Source organism: Stenotrophomonas acidaminiphila (genome assembly GCA_002951995.1).
GTDB lineage: Bacteria > Pseudomonadota > Gammaproteobacteria > Xanthomonadales > Xanthomonadaceae > Stenotrophomonas > Stenotrophomonas acidaminiphila_A.
Genome location: CP019797.1, coordinates 1,030,313 through 1,050,620, shown reverse-complemented (window position 1 = coordinate 1,050,620; position 20,308 = coordinate 1,030,313). Strand labels below are relative to the sequence as shown.

The 20,308-nt window shown below is 69.5% G+C and carries 12 protein-coding genes and 3 pseudogenes; 12 read left to right on the top strand and 3 right to left on the bottom strand.

What is annotated here, in order from left to right:
* Nucleotides 1-82 precede the first annotated feature (82 nt).
* Together B1L07_04655 and B1L07_04650 are read left to right on the top strand one after the other, a co-directional pair.
* Nucleotides 83-2,472: pseudogene (locus tag B1L07_04655) on the top strand (ligand-gated channel).
* Between the two features lie 148 nt (nucleotides 2,473-2,620).
* Nucleotides 2,621-4,317 (top strand): annotated as a pseudogene (locus tag B1L07_04650) (Kef family K(+) transporter).
* 23 nt (nucleotides 4,318-4,340) lie between these two features.
* On the opposite strand, the gene B1L07_04645 reads toward B1L07_04650, so the two are convergent.
* Nucleotides 4,341-5,246, bottom strand: a complete 906-nt coding sequence (locus B1L07_04645) for a LysR family transcriptional regulator (protein ID AUZ56455.1) — start codon at nucleotides 5,244-5,246, stop codon at nucleotides 4,341-4,343.
* 123 nt (nucleotides 5,247-5,369) lie between these two features.
* Between B1L07_04645 and B1L07_04640 the strand changes: the two genes are divergently transcribed.
* Nucleotides 5,370-6,020, top strand: coding sequence for a histidine kinase (locus B1L07_04640; protein ID AUZ54512.1), 651 nt, complete (start codon nucleotides 5,370-5,372; stop codon nucleotides 6,018-6,020).
* A 90-nt stretch (nucleotides 6,021-6,110) separates the two neighbouring features.
* Here B1L07_04640 and B1L07_04635 read toward each other — a convergent pair whose 3' ends face one another.
* Nucleotides 6,111-7,397, bottom strand: coding sequence for an O-acetylhomoserine aminocarboxypropyltransferase (locus tag B1L07_04635; GenBank protein AUZ56454.1), 1,287 nt, complete (start codon nucleotides 7,395-7,397; stop codon nucleotides 6,111-6,113).
* A gap of 200 nt (nucleotides 7,398-7,597) precedes the next feature.
* On the opposite strand from B1L07_04635, the gene B1L07_04630 reads away from it, so the two are divergent.
* Entirely contained in the window at nucleotides 7,598-9,262 is a 1,665-nt protein-coding gene (locus B1L07_04630; protein ID AUZ54511.1) for an enterochelin esterase, read from the top strand.
* A 91-nt stretch (nucleotides 9,263-9,353) separates the two neighbouring features.
* Here the strand turns inward: B1L07_04630 and B1L07_04625 are convergent, their stop codons facing one another.
* Nucleotides 9,354-11,936: an ATP-dependent chaperone ClpB gene (locus tag B1L07_04625; protein AUZ54510.1), complete on the bottom strand. Its 2,583-nt coding sequence runs from the start codon at nucleotides 11,934-11,936 to the stop codon at nucleotides 9,354-9,356.
* 390 nt (nucleotides 11,937-12,326) lie between these two features.
* Here B1L07_04625 and B1L07_04620 point away from each other — a divergent pair, with 390 nt between their 5' ends.
* From B1L07_04620 to B1L07_04585, 8 genes and pseudogenes are all read left to right on the top strand, one after another.
* The gene (locus B1L07_04620) at nucleotides 12,327-12,821 is read left to right on the top strand and encodes an RNA polymerase subunit sigma (GenBank protein AUZ54509.1); all 495 of its coding nucleotides are present in this window, start codon (nucleotides 12,327-12,329) and stop codon (nucleotides 12,819-12,821) included.
* Nucleotides 12,811-13,797: a hypothetical protein gene (locus tag B1L07_04615; protein ID AUZ54508.1), complete on the top strand. Its 987-nt coding sequence runs from the start codon at nucleotides 12,811-12,813 to the stop codon at nucleotides 13,795-13,797. The genes B1L07_04620 and B1L07_04615 overlap by 11 nt, the downstream gene beginning before the upstream one ends.
* A 520-nt stretch (nucleotides 13,798-14,317) precedes the next feature.
* Nucleotides 14,318-16,720, top strand: coding sequence for a hypothetical protein (locus tag B1L07_04610; GenBank protein ID AUZ54507.1), 2,403 nt, complete (start codon nucleotides 14,318-14,320; stop codon nucleotides 16,718-16,720).
* A gap of 16 nt (nucleotides 16,721-16,736) precedes the next feature.
* The gene (locus tag B1L07_04605) at nucleotides 16,737-17,036 is read left to right on the top strand and encodes a hypothetical protein (protein AUZ54506.1); all 300 of its coding nucleotides are present in this window, start codon (nucleotides 16,737-16,739) and stop codon (nucleotides 17,034-17,036) included.
* Nucleotides 17,037-17,203: 167 nt separating this feature from the next.
* Nucleotides 17,204-18,214, top strand: a complete 1,011-nt coding sequence (locus tag B1L07_04600; protein AUZ56453.1) for a cytochrome-c peroxidase — start codon at nucleotides 17,204-17,206, stop codon at nucleotides 18,212-18,214.
* 54 nt (nucleotides 18,215-18,268) lie between these two features.
* Nucleotides 18,269-18,601 carry a hypothetical protein gene (locus tag B1L07_04595; protein AUZ54505.1) on the top strand — a complete coding sequence of 111 codons (333 nt, stop codon included), beginning with the start codon at nucleotides 18,269-18,271 and terminating at the stop codon, nucleotides 18,599-18,601.
* A 16-nt stretch (nucleotides 18,602-18,617) separates the two neighbouring features.
* Complete coding sequence (locus B1L07_04590) at nucleotides 18,618-19,466, top strand: hypothetical protein (protein AUZ56452.1); 849 nt, start codon at nucleotides 18,618-18,620, stop codon at nucleotides 19,464-19,466.
* Nucleotides 19,463-20,222 (top strand): annotated as a pseudogene (locus B1L07_04585) (hypothetical protein). Before B1L07_04590 ends, B1L07_04585 begins: the two are co-directional and overlap by 4 nt.
* Nucleotides 20,223-20,308 lie beyond the last annotated feature (86 nt).

Genomic DNA, 20,308 nt, shown 5'->3' with positions numbered 1-20,308 from the left:
ATGATGGCGCACCGCACCACCCCACCGTGACGGACCTTCCGTCGCCGCAGGTGCCGCCCCTTCATACCGGAGCTGCAAACAGATGAACCGCAAGTCCAGTACGCTCGCCGTTGCCGTCGCCATCGCCCTCGGCCTCCCGGTTGCTCCCGCCTTCGCCCAGTCCGGCGCGCAGACGCTCGACACCGTGATCGTCACCGGCACCCGCGTGGCCGACCGCACCGTGGCCGAATCGCAGTCGCCGATCGACATCATCACCCCGAGGCCCTGCAGGCCACCGGCTCGACCGAGCTGGCCACCGCGCTGTCGCGCGCCCTGCCCTCGCTCAACTTCCCGCGCCCGGCGCTGACCGACGGCACCAGCGGCGTGCGCCCGGCGCAGCTGCGCGGGCTGTCGCCGGACCAGGTGCTGATCCTGGTCAACGGCAAGCGCCGGCACCTGTCCGGCCAGCTCAACGTCAACGGCAGCATGGGCCGCGGCTCCTCGGCCGTGGACCTGAACACCATCCCGGTGGCGGCGATCGAACGCGTGGAAGTGCTGCGCGACGGCGCCTCGGCCCAGTACGGCTCGGACGCCATCGCCGGGGTGGTCAACATCGTGCTCAAGGGCGCCGGCAAGGGCGGCAGCCTGGCGCTGGACCTGGGCCAGTACTCGGCCGGCGACGGTACCCAGTACCAGCTCTCCGGCGATACCGGCGTCAGCTTCGCCGACGGCCGCGGCACGGTGCATTTCGCCGGCCAGCTCTCGCACCAGGACCGCACCAACCGCGCCGGCCCGTTCAACGCCTACGGCCTGCCGGGCAACCCGACGCCGAACACCGGCAACTGGCCGGGCGTGGGCGTGAAGGCGTTCGTGGTCGGCGACCCGGAAGTGGACACCCGCGCCGTGTCGGCCAATGCCGGCTTCGATTTCAGCGACACCCTGCACGGCTACGCCACGGCCATCGCCAGCAACCGCGACATCACCTCGTTCGCGTTCTACCGCTCGCGCAACCACAACGCCGCGACCAAGCTGCTCTACCCGGACGGCTTCGTCCCGGAGATCAACCAGTACCTCAAGGACCGTTCGCTGGTCGCCGGCCTGAAGGGCAGCAGCGAAGGCGGGCTCAACTGGGACGTGAGCTACAACTACGGCTACAGCCGCATCGATTTCGCCACCGACAACACGATGAACTACGCGCTGGGCGCCACCAGCCCCACCCGCTTCCGTGACGGCGCGCTGGAATACACCCACAACATCGTCAATGCCGATTTCTCGCAGGCGCTGGACTGGGGCCTGGCCTACCCGGTGACGCTGTCCTTCGGCGCCGAGTACCGCCAGGAGAAGTGGAACCAGTCGCCGGGCGAACCGAACTCCTATTTCGGCAGCGGCGCGCAGGGTTTCGGCGGCTTCACCCCGATCAACGCGGTGCACGCCGACCGCCACAACTACGCGCTGTACGCCGGCCTCGAAGCCGACCTGACCGACAGGCTGTCGGCCGGCGCCACCGTGCGCTACGAGGACTACTCGGATTTCGGCAGCAAGACCTCGGGCAAGCTGTCGGCCCGCTATGCGTTCAGCGACACCGTGGCGCTGCGCGCCACCGTTTCCAACGGCTTCCGCGCACCGTCGCTGGCGCAGCAGAGCTACCAGGTCATCACCAGCAACTACTCCAACGGCGTGTTCGTCGAGTCGGGCACCTTCCCGGCCACCAGCGTCGTGGCGCAGGCGCTGGGTTCCAGGCCGCTGCAGGCGGAAACCTCCACCTCCTACAGCCTGGGCCTGGTGCTGCAGCCGGCCGAGCGCCTGTACCTGACCGTCGATGCGTTCCAGATCGACATCGACGACCGCATCCTGCTGTCGTCCACCATCAACACCAACCCGGCGACCAACGCCCTGCTGACCTCGCTGGGGATCAACAACGTCACCGCCTTCCGCTACTTCAACAACGCCGCCAATACCCGCACCCGCGGCGTGGACGTGGTCGGCAGCTACAACATCCCGCTGGCCGCCAGCGCCCTGGACCTGACCGCCAGCTACAGCTACAACACCACCGAGGTGAAGCGGCTGGCGCCGTCGCCGGCCGTGCTGACCGGGCTGGGCCTGACCACGCCGCTGGTGGGCCGCGACGAGATCGGCCGGCTGGAGGACGCCTTCCCGCGTGACAAGGCCATCGTCGGCGGCACCTGGAGCGCGGACCGCTGGAGCGTGGGCCTCAACGCCACCCGCTATGGCCGCTTCACCGTGCGCCAGACCAACCCGGCGTTCGACCAGAGCTACGACCCGCAGTGGGTGCTGGATGTGTCGGCCAGTTTCAAGCCGAGCGCGCAGTGGACGCTGACCGTGGGCGCGGACAACGTGCTCGATTCGCACCCGGACAAGGTCAACCCCGCGTTCACCAGCGTCAACGCCTGGGGCCAGATGCCGTACAGCAACTACGCGCCGGCCGGCTTCAACGGCGCCTATGTCTACGGCCGCATCGGCTACAAGTGGTAAGCGGCGCGCGCGCCTGAGGCGTCGGCAAATGCCCCGGGAAACCGGGGCATTTGCTTTTCCGCGCGCGACACCGTGTTTTCCGCGCGGTTTCCTTGTCTGCGCCGGAGGCACCCGTAGAATCCTCCCATCCCCCTGCCTGCGAGTTCCGATGCACCATGACACCGCCCTGATCAACATGATCGCCATCGGCCTGGGCCTGGCCTTCGTGCTTGGCGCCCTGGCCAACCGGCTGCGGCTGTCGCCGCTGGTGGGCTATCTGGTCGCGGGGTGGTGGTCGGGCCGTTCACGCCGGGCTTCGTCGCCGACCAGGCGCTGGCCAACCAGCTGGCCGAGATCGGGGTGATGCTGCTGATGTTCGGCGTCGGCCTGCATTTCTCGCTCAAGGACCTGATGGCGGTGAAGGCCATCGCCATTCCCGGCGCCATCGGCCAGATCGCGGTGGCCACGGTACTGGGCTGGGGCGTGGCCACGCTGATGGGCTGGCCGCCGCTGCACGGGGTGATCTTCGGCTTCTCGCTGGCCACCGCCTCGACCGTGGTGCTGCTGCGGGCCATGGAGGAACGCCGCCTGCTGGAGACCACCCGCGGCAAGATCGCGGTGGGCTGGCTGATCGTCGAGGACCTGGCCTGCGTGCTGGCGCTGGTGATGATGCCGGTGATCGCCGGGGTGTTCGGCCCCGAGGCGCAGGGCCGCAGCCACAGCCTCGGCAGCGTGCTGGCGTCGATCGGCTGGACCTTCGTGCAGCTGGGCCTTTTCGTGGCGGTGATGCTGCTGGTCGGGCGCCGGGTGATCCCGTGGATCCTGGAGCGTATCGCCGGTACCGGTTCGCGCGAACTGTTCACCCTGGCGGTGCTGGCCATCGCGCTGGGCGTGGCATTCGGCGCGGCCGCGCTGTTCGGCGTGTCGTTCGCGCTGGGCGCGTTCTTCGCCGGCATGATGCTCAACGAGTCCGAGCTGAGCCACAAGGCGGCGCACGATTCGCTGCCGCTGCGCGATGCGTTTGCGGTGCTGTTCTTCGTCTCGGTGGGCATGCTGTTCGACCCGATGATCGTGGTCGAGCACCCGTGGCAGGTGCTGGCCACGGTGGCGATCATCATGTTCGGCAAGTCGGCCGCGGCGTTCTTCATCGTGCGCGCGTTCGGCCATTCCAAGGCCACCGCGCTGACCATTTCCGCGTCGCTGGCACAGATCGGCGAGTTCGCCTTCATCATCGCCGGGCTTGGCGTGGCGCTGAAGATCCTGCCCGGCACCGGGCAGTCGCTGGTGCTGGCCGGCGCGCTGGTGTCGATCATGCTCAACCCGCTGGTGTTCGGCCTGCTCGACCGCTGGCAGGCGCGGCACAAGGAAGCCCTGCCGGTGCCGGAAGCACCGGACATCCCGCCCGGGCCGTCGCTGGACCTGCACGACCACGCCATCGTCATCGGCTACGGCCGGGTCGGCAGCACCCTGGCGCAGGTCCTGCGCGACCGCGGCGTGCCGGTGCTGGTGATCGACGACAACCGCGACCATGTCGAGCGCGCGCACGCCGCCGGCATTCCCGGCATCCGCGGCAGCGCCGCCGCCGACCTGGTGCTGGCCGAAGCCCATCCGGAACGCGCCAGCATCGCCATCCTCGCCATCCCGCAGCCGCTGGAGGCCGGCGAAGCGCTGGCCAAGCTGCGCGCGATCAACCCCAACCTGACCCTGCTGGCGCGCGCGCACAGCGATGCCGAGGTCAAGCACCTGCTCGAGCACGGCGCCGACGGCACGGTGCTGGCCGAGCGCGAGCTGGCGCACTCGCTGGCGGAAATGGTCATGGCTACGCCGCCGTACCGGGCGCTGCGCGTGGGCGCCACCGCCCACTGACGGCCCCGCGCCGCCGGGAGCGCTCAGGCCGTGCCAGCGACGGCGCCGGGAAGGCGCGCCAGGTAATCGCCCAGCCGTTCGATCGCCTGGCGCACCTTGGCCGGCTGGGTCTGCCGGTGCGGGGTCACCGCCCACACCGGCAGCGCCGGGATGTCCCAGTCGGGCAGCAGCCGCAGCAGCCGGCCGTCCGCCAGCAGCGGCATGACGTCCAGGCTGGTCAGCACCGCCACGCCCAGTCCGGACACGCACAGTTGGCGCACCGCCGGCTGGTTGTGGCTGACCAGGCGCGGATGCGCCGGCACCTGCCGCTCCTGGCCGGAGGCGCGGTGCCGCCACGCCAGCCCGGGCACTTGGGCCAGGCCCAGCCATTCGCTGGCCGGCACCTGCAGCGGGTCGGCCGGCGGGCCATGCCGCCGCAACCAGTCCGGCGCGGCGCAGGCCCAGCGCTGCAGGGTCCCCAGCGGCTGCGCCATCCAGTCGCTGTCCGGCAACCGGCCGAAGCGCAGCGCCAGGTCGATGCGGGCCTGCACCAGGTCGGTCCAGCCATCCTCGAAATGCAGGTGCAGCCGCAGCTGCGGGTGGTCGCGCAGCCACGCCCCCAGTGCCGGCCCGACATGGTCGGCCATGCCCAGCGGCGCGGACAGGCGCAATTCGCCGCTGGGCGCATGGCGCGCCGCCGACAACTCGGCCGCGGCCTCGCCGGCGGCATCCAGCAGGCGCGCGCAGGCCGCGTAGTAGCGGCCGCCGACGTCGGTCAGCGACAGCTGCCGGGTCGAACGGTGCAGCAGCGCCACGCCGGCCTCCTGTTCGAGCGCGCGCACCTGCTGGCTGATCGCCGACGTACTCATGCCCAGCGCCCGCGCCGCGGCGCTCATCGAGCCGTGCCGGACCACCTGCGCGAACAGCGCCATGCGCCTGAGATTCTCCACTGCCCCCTCCTGCCGCCGCGCCATCGTGAAGCGCGGCTTCAAGGTGATTGTGGGCCCCGGGGACTGCCGCCGCCACCACGCCGGGAGGACACTGGGGGCCTGCCATCCACACGAGGAATCGCCATGAACGTCGCCCTGATCGGTGCCACCGGCTTCGTCGGCCGCGCCCTGCTCGAGGAACTGCTGGCGCGTGGCCACGCGGTCACCGCGCTGGCCCGCCACCCGGAAAAACTCGCCACGCGCGACCACCTGCGCGTAGTCCGTGCCGACGTGCAGGACCCCGCGCAGGTGCAGGCCGCCGTGGCCGGCAGCGACGCGGTGCTCAGCGCCTACAACGCCGGCTGGGACAACCCGGACATCTACCACGACTTCATGCAGGGCTCGCGCGCGATCGTCGCCGGCACCAAGGCCGCCGGGGTCAAGCGCTACCTGGTGGTGGGCGGCGCCGGCAGCCTGTACACCGCCGACGGCGTGCAGCTGGTGGACACGCCGGATTTCCCGCCGGCGTTCCATGATGGCGCCCGCGCCGCGCGCGACGCGCTGGAGGACCTGAAGGGCGAATCCGCACTGGACTGGACCTTCCTCAGCCCGCCGGTGGGCTTCCACGCCGGTGGCCCGACCGCGCGCACCGGCCGCTACCGCACCGGCAGCGACACCCCGCTGATGGCCGCCGACGGCCCCGGCACCATCAGCCCGGCCGACCTGGCCGTGGCCGTGGTCGACGAACTGGAGCAGCCGCGGCACCTGCGCCAGCGCTTCACCATCGCCTGGTAAGGCCGCCTGCGCGATGCACGGCGGCGGGTGGCGCAGCGGACGCGCGCCACCCGCGCCCGGGGAGCTCGGGGGCCCGTTGAACTCCCGCGCTCAGGCCTGCGCCAGCGCCTGTTCCAGGTCGGCCAGCAGGTCGTCGATGTGCTCGATGCCGACCGACAGCCGCACCGTGTCCAGCGTCACCCCGGCCTTTTCCAGCTCGGCCGCGTCGAGCTGGCGGTGGGTGGTGGAGGCCGGGTGCGTGGCCAGCGACTTGGCGTCGCCCAGGTTGACCAGCCGGGTGAACAGCTGCAGCGCGTCGAGGAACCGCGCGCCGGCCTCGCGGCCGCCCGGCAGGCCGAAGGTCAGCACCCCCGAGCCGTGCCCGCGCAGGTACTTGCGCACCAGCGCGTGCTCGGGGTGGTCGGGCAGCGCCGCGTAGTTCACCCACGCCACCTTCGGGTGCCGCTGCAGGAAGGCCGCGACCGCCAGCGTGTTGCTGTTGATCCGGTCCATGCGCAGCGCCAGGGTCTCGATGCCCTGCAGGATCTGGAAGGCGTTGAACGGCGAGATCGCCGCGCCGGTGTTGCGCAGCGGCACCACGCGCGCGCGGCCGATGTAGGCGGCCGGCCCCAGCGCCTCGGTGTAGACCACGCCGTGATAGCTCACGTCCGGCGTGTTCAGGCGCGGGAACCGCTGCCGGTGCTCGGCCCAGGGAAAACGCCCCGAATCGACGATCGCCCCGCCCAGGCTGGTGCCATGCCCGCCCAGGTACTTGGTCAGCGAATGCACCACGATGTCGGCGCCGAAATCGAACGGGCGCAGCAGGTACGGCGTGGCCACGGTGTTGTCGACGATCAGCGGCACGCCGTGCGCATGCGCGATCGCGGCGATGGCCTCGATGTCGGTGATGTTGCCGCGCGGGTTGCCGATGGACTCGACGAACACCGCCTTGGTGCGCTCATCGATCAGCGCCGCGAACGCCTGCGGATCGCGGTAGTCGGCGAAACGGGTCTGGATGCCGAACTGCGGCAGCGTGTGCGCGAACAGGTTGTAGGTACCGCCATACAGCGCGCTGGAGGCCAGGATGTTGTCGCCGGCCTCGGCGATGGTCTGGATCGCGTAGGTGATGGCCGCCTGCCCGGACGCCAGTGCCAGCGCGCCGACGCCGCCTTCGAGCGCGGCGATGCGCTGCTCCAGCACGTCGGTGGTGGGGTTCATGATCCGGGTGTAGATGTTGCCCTGCACCTTGAGGTCGAACAGGTCGGCACCGTGCTGGGTGTCGTCGAAGGCATAGGCCACGGTCTGGTAGATCGGCACCGCCACCGCGCGGGTGGTCGGGTCGGGTCGGTAGCCGCCGTGCACGGCGATGGTTTCAGGCTTCCAGTTCGGCGCGGACATCACAGGCTCGATGCAGGGGTGGCCCATGACCATAGCCGAGCCGCTGCCGGCCATGGCCGCTGGTTGCAACGGTTACTGCTGATCCGTGGTGATCAGCCGATAACCCGGATGCATGAGCGGATATCCCGTGGCGCGCGCCGGCGCCCGGCCAACGCCGGTTTTACCCCGCCGTCCGCATGCCGCACACTGCGGACTCACAGATGCGGGAGTCTGCGATGCGCTCCATGTCCGCTCCGATGCCGCTGCGCGCGGTCCATGCCATCGGCCTGCTGTTGTTGTGCGCGCTGGCGCACGCCGGCCAGATCCGCGTGCAGTTGCCCGCGGACGCCGCGGCCGGCGCGTCCGGCCGGCTGCTGCTGTACGCCGAGCCGGCCGCAACCGCCGAAGCACGCGCCAGGGACGGCAAGGTGCCTGCGGTCGAGGCCAGCCTGTTCGCCGGCACCCACGCCACCGTCGCGGGCATGGACATTGCCCGCATCGCGCCCGGCCAGGCGCTGCCGGTGGACACCGAAACCCTGGCCTGGCCGGCGCCGTTCCCGCAGCTGGCCGATGGCACGTACTACGTGCAGGCGGTGCTCGATACCCAACGCGACAACAACTATGCCGGCCGCGGCCACGACGACCTGCTGAGCGCGCCGACCCGGGTCGTGTTGGGCAAGGGAGCCCCCGCCGTCACGCTGCTGCTGGACCAGCGGGAAGCCGCCGCCGGCGATCCCTGGGAACTGTCCGGACGCCTCCCCGAGGCCGTCCGCCAGGCGGCGCCCGCGGCCAGGGCCGCCACCCGGGAGATCGATTTCACCAGCCCGGCGCTGAGCGCATTCTGGGGCCGGCCGATCCACATGCGTGGCTGGGTGGTGCTGCCGCCCGGCTACGATGCCGCCGCGCAGGCGCGCTATCCGGCGGTCTATTACACCCATGGCTTCACCGGCAACCAGCGCAAGCTGGTGGGCACCGCGGCCAGCGTCTACCAGGGCATGCTCGCCGGCGAACTGCCGCCGATGATCTGGGTGCTGCTGGATCAATCCAGCGCGACCGGCACCCACGAATTCGCCGATTCGGTCAACAACGGCCCCTGGGGCCAGGCCTTGACCGGGGAGCTGATCCCGCAGCTGGAGCGCGACTACCGGATGGACGGCAACGCCTCCGGGCGCTTTCTCAACGGTCATTCCTCCGGCGGCTGGGCCGCGCTGTGGCTGCAGGTGCGTTATCCGGCGCTGTTCGGCGGCGCCTGGGCCACCGCGCCCGATTCCAGCGATTTCCACGACTTCAGCGGCATCGACCTGTACACGGCCGGTGCCAACGTCTACCGCCGTGCCGACGGCCAGCCCTGGCCCCTGGTGCGCAACCAGGGCAAGGTGGTGGCCAGCTTCCAGCAGTTCGCGCAACTGGAGGAAGTGACCGGCCCGGTAGGTGGCCAGCTGGCCTCGTTCGAGTGGGTGTTCTCGCCACGTGGCGCCGACGGCCGGCCGATGCCGATGTTCGACCGCGGCACCGGCCAGGTCGACCCGCAGGTGGTGGCGTACTGGCGCGAGCACTACGACATCGCGGCGCGGATCCGCCGCGACTGGCCGCGGCTGGAACCCGACCTGGACGGCAAGCTGCACGTCTATGTGGGTACCGCCGACAACTTCTACCTGGACGGTGCCGCGCGGCGGCTGAAGGCGGCGCTGGACGGGGTGGGCGCCCGCTCGGATTTCCGCTTCGTGCCGGACCGCACCCACTTCGACCTGTATGCCGACGGCGAGGACCGCCAGGCGCTGCTCAAGGACATCGCCTGGCAGATGTACGCACTGGCGAGGCCGGGCGCGAAGCGTCCCACGGCACCCGCACCGGCGCCAGCCGGAGCTGGAGCGGTCACGCCGTAACGCCCTCGCAGCGCGCCGGCACCGGAACGAAGAAGGCGGCCCATGGCCGCCTTCTTCGCCTGCCCGATGGCGGGCCGCAGCCCGCCCGCGCTCACTTCACGAACGCCAACCGGCCGCCCTCGGCATCCACCTTCACCGTATCGCCGTTGACGAACCTGCCGGACAGGATCTCCTGCGCCAGCGGGTTCTCGATCTGCTGCTGGATCGCGCGCTTGAGCGGCCGCGCGCCGTACACCGGGTCGAAACCGACATTGCCCAGCAACTCGTAGGCCTTGTCCGACAACTCGATGCGGATGCCACGTTCGCCCAGCCGCTTCTCCAGGCCGCGCATCTGGATCCGCGCGATCTGCTTGATCTGCTGCTTGTCCAGCGGGTGGAACACGACGATGTCGTCCAGCCGGTTGATGAACTCCGGCCGGAAGTGCGCCTGCACCACGCCCATCACCGCCGCCTTCATCTGCAGGTACGCCTCCGGCGAATCGTCGGCGCTCAACTCCTGGATCTGGTGCGAGCCCAGGTTGGAGGTCATCACGATGACGGTGTTGCGGAAGTCCACGGTGCGGCCCTGGCCGTCGGTCAGGCGGCCGTCGTCGAGCACCTGCAGCAGGATGTTGAACACGTCCGGGTGCGCCTTCTCCACTTCGTCCAGCAGGATCACGCTGTACGGGCGGCGGCGCACGGCTTCAGTGAGATAGCCGCCTTCCTCGTAGCCGACGTAGCCCGGGGGCGCACCGATCAGGCGCGCCACGGAGTGCTTCTCCATGAACTCGCTCATGTCGATGCGCACCATCGCGTCGGACGAATCGAACAGGAAATCGGCCAGCGCCTTGGTCAGCTCGGTCTTGCCCACGCCGGTGGGGCCCAGGAACAGGAACGAGCCGCTGGGGCGGTTCGGGTCGGACAGCCCAGCGCGCGAACGCCGCACCGCATCGGAGACCACGCGGATCGCCTCTTCCTGGCCGACCACGCGGTTGTGCAGCACCTCCTCCATGCGCAGCAGCTTGTCGCGCTCGCCCTCGAGCATCTTGCTGACCGGGATGCCGGTCCAGCGCGAGACCACCTCGGCGATCTCCTCGTCGGTCACCCGGTCCTGCACCAGCTTGAAATCCTTGCGTTCGACTTCCTGCGCCGCCGCCAGCTGCTTTTCCAGGTTGGGCAGCAGCCCGTACTGGATCTCGCTCATGCGCGCGAAATCCTGGCGGCGCTGCGCCGCTTCCAGCTCCAGCCGCGCCTGTTCGATCTGCTCCTTGATCCTGGTGGTGCCCTGCAGCGCGGCCTTCTCCGACTTCCAGATCTCGTTGAGATCGGAGAACTCGCGCTCCAGCCCGTCGATGTCCGCCTCCAGGTCGGCCAGGCGCTTCTGCGACGCCTCGTCCTTCTCCTTCTTCAGCATCTCGCGCTGGATCTTGAGCTGGATCAGGCGGCGCTCGAGGCGGTCCAGCTCCTCCGGCTTGGAATCGATCTCCATGCGGATGCGCGAGGCGGCCTCGTCCATCAGGTCGATGGCCTTGTCCGGCAGCTGGCGGTCGGTGATGTAGCGGTTGGACAGCGTGGCCGCGGCGACGATCGCCGGGTCGGTGATCTCCACGCCATGGTGCACGGCGTAGCGCTCCTTCAGCCCGCGCAGGATGGCGATGGTGTCCTCCACCGTCGGCTCGCCGACGAACACCTTCTGGAAGCGGCGCTCCAGCGCGGCATCCTTCTCGATGTACTGGCGGTATTCGTCGAGCGTGGTCGCGCCGATGCAGTGCAGCTCGCCGCGCGCCAGCGCCGGCTTGAGCATGTTGCCCGCGTCCATGGCGCCGTCGGCCTTGCCGGCGCCGACCATGGTGTGCAGTTCGTCGATGAACAGGATGATCTGGCCCTCGTTCTTGGCCAGGTCGTTGAGCACGCCCTTCAGGCGCTCCTCGAACTCGCCGCGGAACTTGGCGCCGGCGATCAGCGCGCCCATGTCCAGCGACAGCACGCGCTTGCCACGCAGGCCCTCGGGCACCTCGTCGTTGACGATGCGCTGGGCCAGGCCCTCGACGATGGCGGTCTTGCCCACGCCGGGTTCGCCGATCAGCACCGGGTTGTTCTTGGTCCGGCGCTGCAGCACCTGGATGGTGCGGCGGATCTCTTCGTCGCGGCCGATCACCGGGTCGAGCTTGCCGCTCTCGGCGCGCGCGGTCAGGTCGATGGTGTACTTCTCCAGTGCCTGGCGCTGCTCCTCGGCGTTTTCGCTCTGCACGGTCTCGCCGCCGCGCAGCTTGTCGATCGCCGCTTCCAGCTTCTTGCGGTCGGCACCGGCCGCGCGCAGCGCCATGCCGGCCGCACCGCCGTCGTCGGTGGCGGCCAGCAGGAACCATTCACTGGCGATGAACTGGTCGTTGTGCTGCTGGGCCAGCTTGTCGGTGGCGTTGAGCAGGCGGCTCAGGTCGTTGCCCATCGACAGGTTGCCGGCCTGGCCGGACACCTTGGGCAGCGCGTCCAGCGCCTCGCCCAGGCGCTCGCGCAGCAGCGGCACGTTGACCCCGGCCTGGGCCAGCAGCGGCCGGCTGCTGCCCCCGGCCTGGTCGAGCAGCGCGGCCAGCACGTGCACCGGTTCGATGATGTTGTTGTCGCGACCGACCGCCAGGGACTGCGCGTCGGACAGCGCCTTCTGGAAGTTGGAGGTGAGCTTGTCCATCCGCATGGGTCTTCTTCCTCGAATAAAGGGGGGCCAGCGTCGCTGGCGATACTGGTTCAGATGCGGTTGCAACGGTGTGATTCAAGCCCGCCACAGGCTGCCATTCAGCCGCAATCCTCCCGTCTTTCCAGTATCAGACACGGCAGGTGCGACGCCTTTGATCCCGCGCAATCACCTTGCCCCTCCGCAAGCTTCACCCATGCCGCCAAGGCCGTCATCGCACCCCCTGCCGCAGCGGAGATCCCGCTGGCGGTCGCACCCACCAGCGTCCCAAGCTGGTCAAGCAGCGGCAGCGCCGTCATAATTGATAACGATTCTCAATTGTCATTGATCAACGGATCAGGCCACGCCGCCGAAAGGTGAACAGGCGCCCCAGTCCCACTTCCTGTGACCCTCATGGCGGCCCAATCCGAAACCCTCGTCACGCTCTACCGTGACCACCACGTATGGCTCCGCGGCTGGCTGGCCGGCCGGCTCGGCTGTCGCGAAGTCGCGGCCGACCTCGCGCAGGATACGTTCGCGCGGCTGATGGCCGGACGCGACCTGCAGGGTGTGCTGGAGCCGCGCGCCTACCTGACCACCGTCGCCAAGGGCCTGATGGCCAACTGGTGCCGCCGCCAATCGCTGGAGCGCGCCTATCGGGAAAGCCTGGCGGCACTGCCCGAACCAAGCATGCCCTCGGCCGAGCATCAGGCGCTGGTCCGCGAGGCCCTGCACCTGATCGACGCCATGCTCGACAGCTTGCCCGGCGATGTCCGCCAGGTGTTCCTGCTGGCGCAGTTCGAAGGCATCGGCTACGACGAAATTGCCCGCCGGCTCGGCATTTCCCTGAGTACGGTCAAACGCCACATGAAGCGCGCCCTCGTCGGCTGCCTGTCCCATGTGCCCTGACACGCCACATCGGGAAGACCCGCTGGAACCGGCCGCGATGGAGCAGGCCGCCGAGTGGATGCTGCGCCTGCATGACGGGGCCGGCAGCGAGGCCGACCGCCTGGCCTGCGAGCGCTGGCGCTGCGCATCGCCCGCCAACGCCCGCGCCTGGGCGCGGGTGGAGCGCCTGCAGGATCTTTTCGGCAAGGTACCGCCAGCCCTTGCCCTGCCAGTGCTGGGCCGCCCGGCCAACGCGGGGCGCCGCAATGCGATCAAGCACCTGGCGCTGCTGTTGGCCGCCGCCCCCGGCGGCTGGCTGGGCTGGCAACTGTGGCAGCGCGGCGACTGGAGCGCAGACCAGCGCACCGCCACCGGCGAGCGCCGCCAGCTGCGCCTGCCCGATGGCAGCCGGGTTGCACTGGACACCGCCACCGCGCTGGACCTGCGCTTTGACGCCAGCGAGCGCGGCGTGCGCCTGCGCGAGGGCAGGATCCTGGTGGAAACCGCCACCGATCCGCTCTCCCCGCCGCGCCCGTTCCGGGTGCGCACCGCCCTGGGCAGCCTGCAGGCGCAGGCAACACGTTTCGAAGTCCGCGCCCTCGGCGACCGCCACCGGGTCATGGTGCTGGAAGGGGCCGTCCGCCTGGACATCGGCCTGCCCACGACGGCAACCCGGATGGTCAATGCCGGACAAATGGCATGGTTCGACGCCTATGGCTGCAGCGCGTCGCTCGACGCCCACCCTGCGCAGGCTGCCTGGGTCGGCGGCATGCTCGCGGCCGACCGCATGCCGCTGGGCGAGCTGCTCGGCGAACTGGCGCGCTACCGCAGCGGCCGCCTGCGCTGCGACCCCGAGGTGGCCGCGCTGGCTGTTTCCGGCGCATTTCCGCTCGACGACATCGAGCGCAGCCTGGCGATGCTCGAAGCCATCTACCCGCTCGCCGTGCGCCGGGGTGCAGGCGGCTGGTGGATCACGGTAGGCCCGCGCGGGGCTTGAACCCTGCCCCTTCCACGCCGCATCCGGCGATGGCCAACGCGTCGAATGCGAAACGCCTGACACTTTCTGCGGTCTCGCGTGGCAGACATCAGGTACCCCCTTCATCTCGAACATTCCCCATGCGCCGACTGCCCTCCCCGTTCCGCGTCAGCCTGCTCGCGGCCGCCCTCGCAGCAACCCCGCTGCCCCCTTCGTCCCCGCAGCCGCCGCCCAGTCCGGGACGAACACCGAGCTGCCGGCCGGTCCGCTCGGCCGCTCGCTGGCCACCTTCGCCAGCCAGCGCGGTATCGCCCTGGCCTACCAGCCAGCGCTGACCACGGGCCTGCAGGCGCCCGCGCTGCGTGGCCCGGTCGGCGACCGGGAAGGGCTGGAACGCCTGCTGGCGGGCTCCGGCCTGCGCCTGATCGCCCTGTCCGACGGCAGCTACACGCTGGAAAAGGCACCGGCCGGCAACGGCACGATCCCGCTGGCACCGCTGCGCATCGGCGCGCAGCGCGCCTTCCCCTATTCGGAAGGTGCCGTGCTGGACCAGGCCTACATCCAGGACACCAACAAGGGCAACGGCGACCTCGCCACCCTGCTGCGCATCAACCCGGCAGTGCAGTCCGGCGAAACCGCGCGCAGCTCGCGCAACGGCGGCGAAATCCGCCCGGCCGACATCAGCATCAACGGTGCGCCGTTCTACCAGAACGCGTTCCTGCTCGACGGCGTCAGCGTCAACAATGACATCGACCCTGCCAACGCCTTCACCTCCGTCGCCGACGTCAACAACATCAACGACGTACCCAGCCAGTCGCAGGGCATCGCCATCGACACCGACACGCTGGAAAGCGTGACCGTCTATGACAGCAACGTGCCCGCCAGCTTCGGCAACTTCACCGGCGGCGTGGTCGATGCCCAGACGCGCAAGGCCGGCGACGCACTCCACGGCAAGGTCTGGTTCCGCATGGCGCGCTCGGCCTGGGACGAGGTCATCATTCCGCGCGGCCAGGAAACCACCTGGGATCAGTCGGCCACCTTCGCCTACCAGCCCAGCTACGACAAGTACAAGTTCGGGGTGCGCCTGGAAGGCCGCACCGCCGCCGGCATCGGCATGATCGGCACGCTCACCCGCACGCGTTCGGACATTCCGCTGCGCGGTTACAGCGCAGGCAACGTCAGCACGACCGATGCCAACAGCAAGACCCAGACCCGCGAGAACACCGCCGCCACCCTCAATCTGGACTGGAGCAACGGCGAAGGGCTGACGCTGGGCGCGAACCTGGTTCATGCGCCCACCGAAGACCGCTACTTCATCATGAACGCCAGGGACGCCTGGTTCGACATAAAGCAGGGCGGCCCCGTGTTCAGCCTGCGCGCCAACCTGGAACGCGCCGCGTGGTCGTTCAACAACACGCTCAGCTACAGCGACCTGGAAAGCTCGCGCCGCAGCCAGGTGGACTACTGGAAGGCCTGGGCCAAATCCGATGCCCACGACTGGGGCGTGAACAACAGCAGCTTCGAGGGCAGTTGGGGCAACATCGACCAGCACGACCGCAAAACCGGCTACCGGTTCGAGGCCAACCGCGCGGCCTTCGACTGGGGGGCCAGCCGCCACACGCTGCAGTTCGGTGCGTCCTACCAGCAGCGCAAGGCCGACTATGAGCGCCTGAACGACCACTTCAGCTACCTGCAGCCCTACGCCACCACCCGTTGCGCCTTCAGCGACGGCAGCGTGGACAGCGACGGCTGCTCGCTGTCTCCGGTGCAGGCCTCCACCGGCACGGTCACCGCCCCCGTCCTGGTGGTCGGCCAGGGCCAGTACTTCCGCCGCCTGACCACCTACCACGCCGGCAGGTTCAGCGTCAGCGGCAGCGAATGGGCCGGCTGGGTGCAGGACGACATCCGCATGGGCAACTGGAGCGTGCGTCCCGGCCTGCGCGTGGAGGACGACAACATCTGGAACCGGACCACGCTGTCACCGCGCCTGGCCACGTCATGGGACATCCTCGGCAATCGCGAATCGGTGCTGACCGCCGGCGTCAACCGCTACTACGGGCGCAATTTCTTCAGCTACCTGTTGCGCGAAGGCCGCGAACGCCTGACCGAGGTCAAGCTGCGCACCAGCAGCAGCACCTCGTGGGACAGCGTGACCGGAACCCTGGCGACCTCGACCAACCGCATCTCCGAGGTGGACATCCCCCACACCGATGAATGGACCCTCGGCTTCGACCAGCACTGGAAGGGCTGGGACGTCAGCCTGAAATACGTCAACCGCGACAACAAGGACGAAGTGCTGCGCCAATCGGTGCGCAGCGGCGACGCCAGCGGCTACTACTCCACCAGCGTCTACCAGTACGTCAACAAGGGCCGCAGCCGGAGCAGCATCCACACCTTGAGCGCCGCCCCGGCGCAGGCGCTGGACTGGGGCCGCAGCCATACCAGGCTGCAATTTGCCTTCGACTACACCGACACCAAACGCAACTACACCGACTACCAGACCAGCTGGAGCGATGCCAGCGACGAGCTGGTCCTGTACAAGGGCGAGGCGGTGTGGCTGTACGACCTGCCGGCCAGGGACTTTGCGCGCAAGTGGACCGCACGCCTGTCCACCCAGACCCGCCTGCCGCTGGGGCAAGGCGAATTGCTGTGGAGCAATTTCCTGCGCTACCGCGCCGGCTTCCGCGACATCGTCAGGGACGGCAGCGGCGACTACAACGGCGAGAGCCTGGACGCCTACGTCGACCGCGACTACCCGCGCGCCTTCACCTTCGACAGCACCTTCGAATACACCCTGGAGCTGCCACGCGAGCAGCAGGCCTATGCCCGCGTCGAAGTCGCCAACCTCCTGAACCGTGCCAACAAGATCAGCGGCACCACCAGCAGCTCGATGTACTACGAGTCCGGCCGCAGCTTCTGGCTGGAACTGGGTTACAGGTTCTGACCGGGGGATGCAGACGATGAGCACGCCTGCCGCGCTGCATGTCCGACCGGCCCGCATCGCCGACACGCGGATGTGGGTAGCGTTGGCGATGGTGGCATTGCAGATCGTGCTGCTCCGTCCGCTGGGTGTGTCCATTGGCACTACGCATGCCCGCAACGTGTTGGCCGGCGGCAGCCTGTTGTTGACTGCCGCCGGCCCTCTGCCCGGGCGGGTGCCGCTTCCCTTTGCAGACCGTATCCGCTGGCCGCTGCGCCTGCCGATGATTCCAGTCTGGCCGGTGGCGGCACGCCCCTCCATGATCGCCAACGGGTTCTGACTCGAATGCCACGTATCCTTTCTCCATCACGCCTGCTGCCCGCAGTCCTGCTGTTGTGCTCGGTGGGCAGCCTGTACGTTGCCCAGGCACAAACCGGCGCCAATGCGCCGGACGCTTCTCCCACGCTGGAGCAATGCCGCCAGCGCATCGCACCGAGCGCGCCGAGCATCGATTTCGATTGCCTGCGCCGCGTCTATGCCCAGCCGATCGCGCAATGGCCCGCGCCCCACATCGACAAGGGCGTGCAATGGCAGGAACTGGCGCCGCTGCCGAAACACCCTCCCGAGCCGGCCGACAATCCGGGCACCCGGGAAAAGATCGCACTGGGCAGGAAGCTGTTCGAGGATCCACGCCTGTCGCGCTCCGGGCAGATCGCCTGCGCCAGCTGCCACGACCGCCAGTTGGGCTGGGGCGATGGCCGCAGGGTGTCCTTCGGCCACGACCGCCAGGCCGGCAAACGCAACGCGATGAGCGTGGCGATGGCCGCGTATGCGCATCCCCTGTTCTGGGACGGACGCGCCGCCACGCTGGAAGAACAGGCCGCGTTTCCGATCCAGGACTCCCGGGAAATGGCCTTCACCACCCGGGAACTGGAGCACCGCCTGAACCGCAGCAAGGACTACCCGGCCGAATTCGCCCGCGTGTTCGGCAGCCGCAGGATCAGCGTGCGCGAAGTAGGCCAGGCCATCGCCGCCTACGAGCGCACACTGGTGCCACGCAACAACCGCTTCGACCGTTTCCTCGAAGGCAACCGCAACCTGCTCGGCGACCAGCAGCTGTGGGGCCTGCACCTGTTCCGCACCCATGCGCGCTGCATGAACTGCCACAGCGGCCCGGCCCTGACCAACAACGGCTTCCACAACCTCGGCCTGCACTTCTACGGCCGTCCGCAACAGGATCTGGGCCGCTACGAGATCACCGGCGACCCTGCCGACAGCGGCAAATTCCGCACCCCTTCGCTGCGCAACGTAAGCAGTACCGGACCATGGATGCATACGGGCGGATTCACCCAGATGCGCGGTATCGTCAACATGTACAACGTCGGCATGCCACGCCCGCAACCGAAGCCGGGCCAGGCCGACGACCCGTTGTTTCCGCAACCGGACCCGCTGCTGAAAGTGCTGGACCTGCACAAGACCGAGCTGGAAGCCATCACCGAATTCCTGCAAAGCCTGTAGCCTGCCTTGGCAATTCCCTCATTCCTTGCGGCCCGGCCGCACCTGGAGACTCCCATGCCTGATGACACCTCGACCTCCCGCATCCTCCGCTCGGCCCTGACCGGCAGCCTCGCACTGGCCGGCTCCACCTTCGCCATGCAGGCGCTGGCCGGCGGCTACGCACAGGATGCAGCCGCCAGCCCGCAGGCCGCCCCGGCCGTGGCGAAGAAGGCCCAGGAAGGCAAGTGCGGCGAAGGCAAGTGCGGGGCCCACGCACCCGCTACCCCGGCCACTCCTCCGGCCGCCCCGGCTCCTGCCCCCAACGCCAAGCCCAAGCCCACGCCGCAACAGGCACAGCCCGCCACGGATGCGGCTGCCGCCGCACCATCGCCACGCGCCGGGCGCTGACGTTACGGCCTTCGGCATGCCGGCCCCCGCCTCCTTCCTGCCTGCCGCATCGGCCGGACTCGGCCTGCGGCGGGACCTGCTGGCGGAGCTGGCCGCAGCGCCTGATGGCGCCTTCGATTTCCTCGAATGCGCGCCCGACAACTGGGTCGGCATCGGTGGCCCAGCGGGCGAGGCGCTGGCCGCGCTGGCCGCCCGTCATCCGCTGACCTGCCACGGCCTGTCGCTGTCGCTGGGCGGGCCGGAGCCGCTGGACCGGGAATTCCTCGCCCGCACCCGTGCCTTCCTCGACCGCCACCGCGTACGCCACTACAGCGAGCACCTGAGCTACTGCACCGACGAAGGCCACCTGTACGACCTGCTGCCGCTGCCTTTCACCGAAGCGGCCGTATGCCACGTGGCCGCACGCATCGGCCAGGCCCAGGACCTGCTGGGGCGGCGTATCGCCGTGGAGAACATCGCCTACTACGCGGCCCCTTGGCGCGACATGGACGAGGCCGATTTCATCAATGCGGTGCTCGATGCAGCCGACTGCGATCTGCTGCTGGACGTCAACAACGTGCAGGTCAACGCCGTCAATCACGGCTATGACGCCACCGGTTTCATCGCGCGCATGCCCTCCCGGCGGGTCGCGGGCTACCACGTCGCCGGGCATCTGGATGTCGCGCCGGATCTGAAGGTAGACACCCATGGCAGCGCGGTGAGCGAGCCGGTCTGGGGGTTGCTGGCGCTGGCCTTCGACCTCCATGGCGTACGCCCCACCCTGCTGGAGCGCGACTTTGGTTTCCCGCCGCTGCCCGAGCTGCTGGACGAAGTGGCGCACGTCCGCCGCATCCAGGCCGCCGCCACAGCCGGGCGGCCGCGATGAACCAGGACACGTTGCGCCGGCAGCAATTGCAGTTCGCCCACCATCTCCGCGACCCGGACCATGCGCCGCCACCGCCCGGCATCGAGGCGCGCCGGCTGGCGCTGTACCGCGAGCTGGTCCTCGGCAACCTGCAACGCATGCTGGACGCCGCCTTCCCCGTCTGCCGGACCCTGCTCGGGAAAGCGCATGGCAAGCCCGGGTACGCCGCTTCCATGCCCGGCACCGCTGCCAGAGCCCGCTGTTCGCCCGCATCCCGTCCGAATTCGTCGCCTACCTGCAGACCCCACAAGCCGAAGCACCGGCCTGGCTGGTTGAACTGGCGCACTACGAAGCAGTCGAACTGACCTTGCAGACCGCCGACGACCCGGTGCCGGCGCACCTCGCGGAGGGGGACCTGCAGACCGGCCCCCCGTGCTGTCGCCATGGCTGCGCGCGCTGGCCTACCGCTGGCCGGTGCATCGCCTCGGCGGGGATCGGCTGCCCGAGGACACGCCCCCGGCCATGCCGACACTGCTGCTGGTGTGGCGTGCGCCAACCGGCCAGGTGTGTTTCGCCGAGCTCAGCCCGGCCAGCTTCCGCCTGCTGGAATGGCTGGCCCAGCCACGACCGCCGAGCGCGGCCGAAGCACTTGCCCGGTTGGCCGGTGAAACCGCCGCGCCCGATCCCGCCGCATTCATGGCAGCCGGGTACGACCTGCTGCGGCACTGGCGGCAGCAGGGCATCGTGCTCGGCATCCGGCCCGACCAGGCCGATTGACCGGCGCGGGTTTCGACGCCGCGCGCCTTTGTCATCCGTACGGCAGGGCGAAGCGCAGGAGATGCCGGATATGCGCGCACACGTCC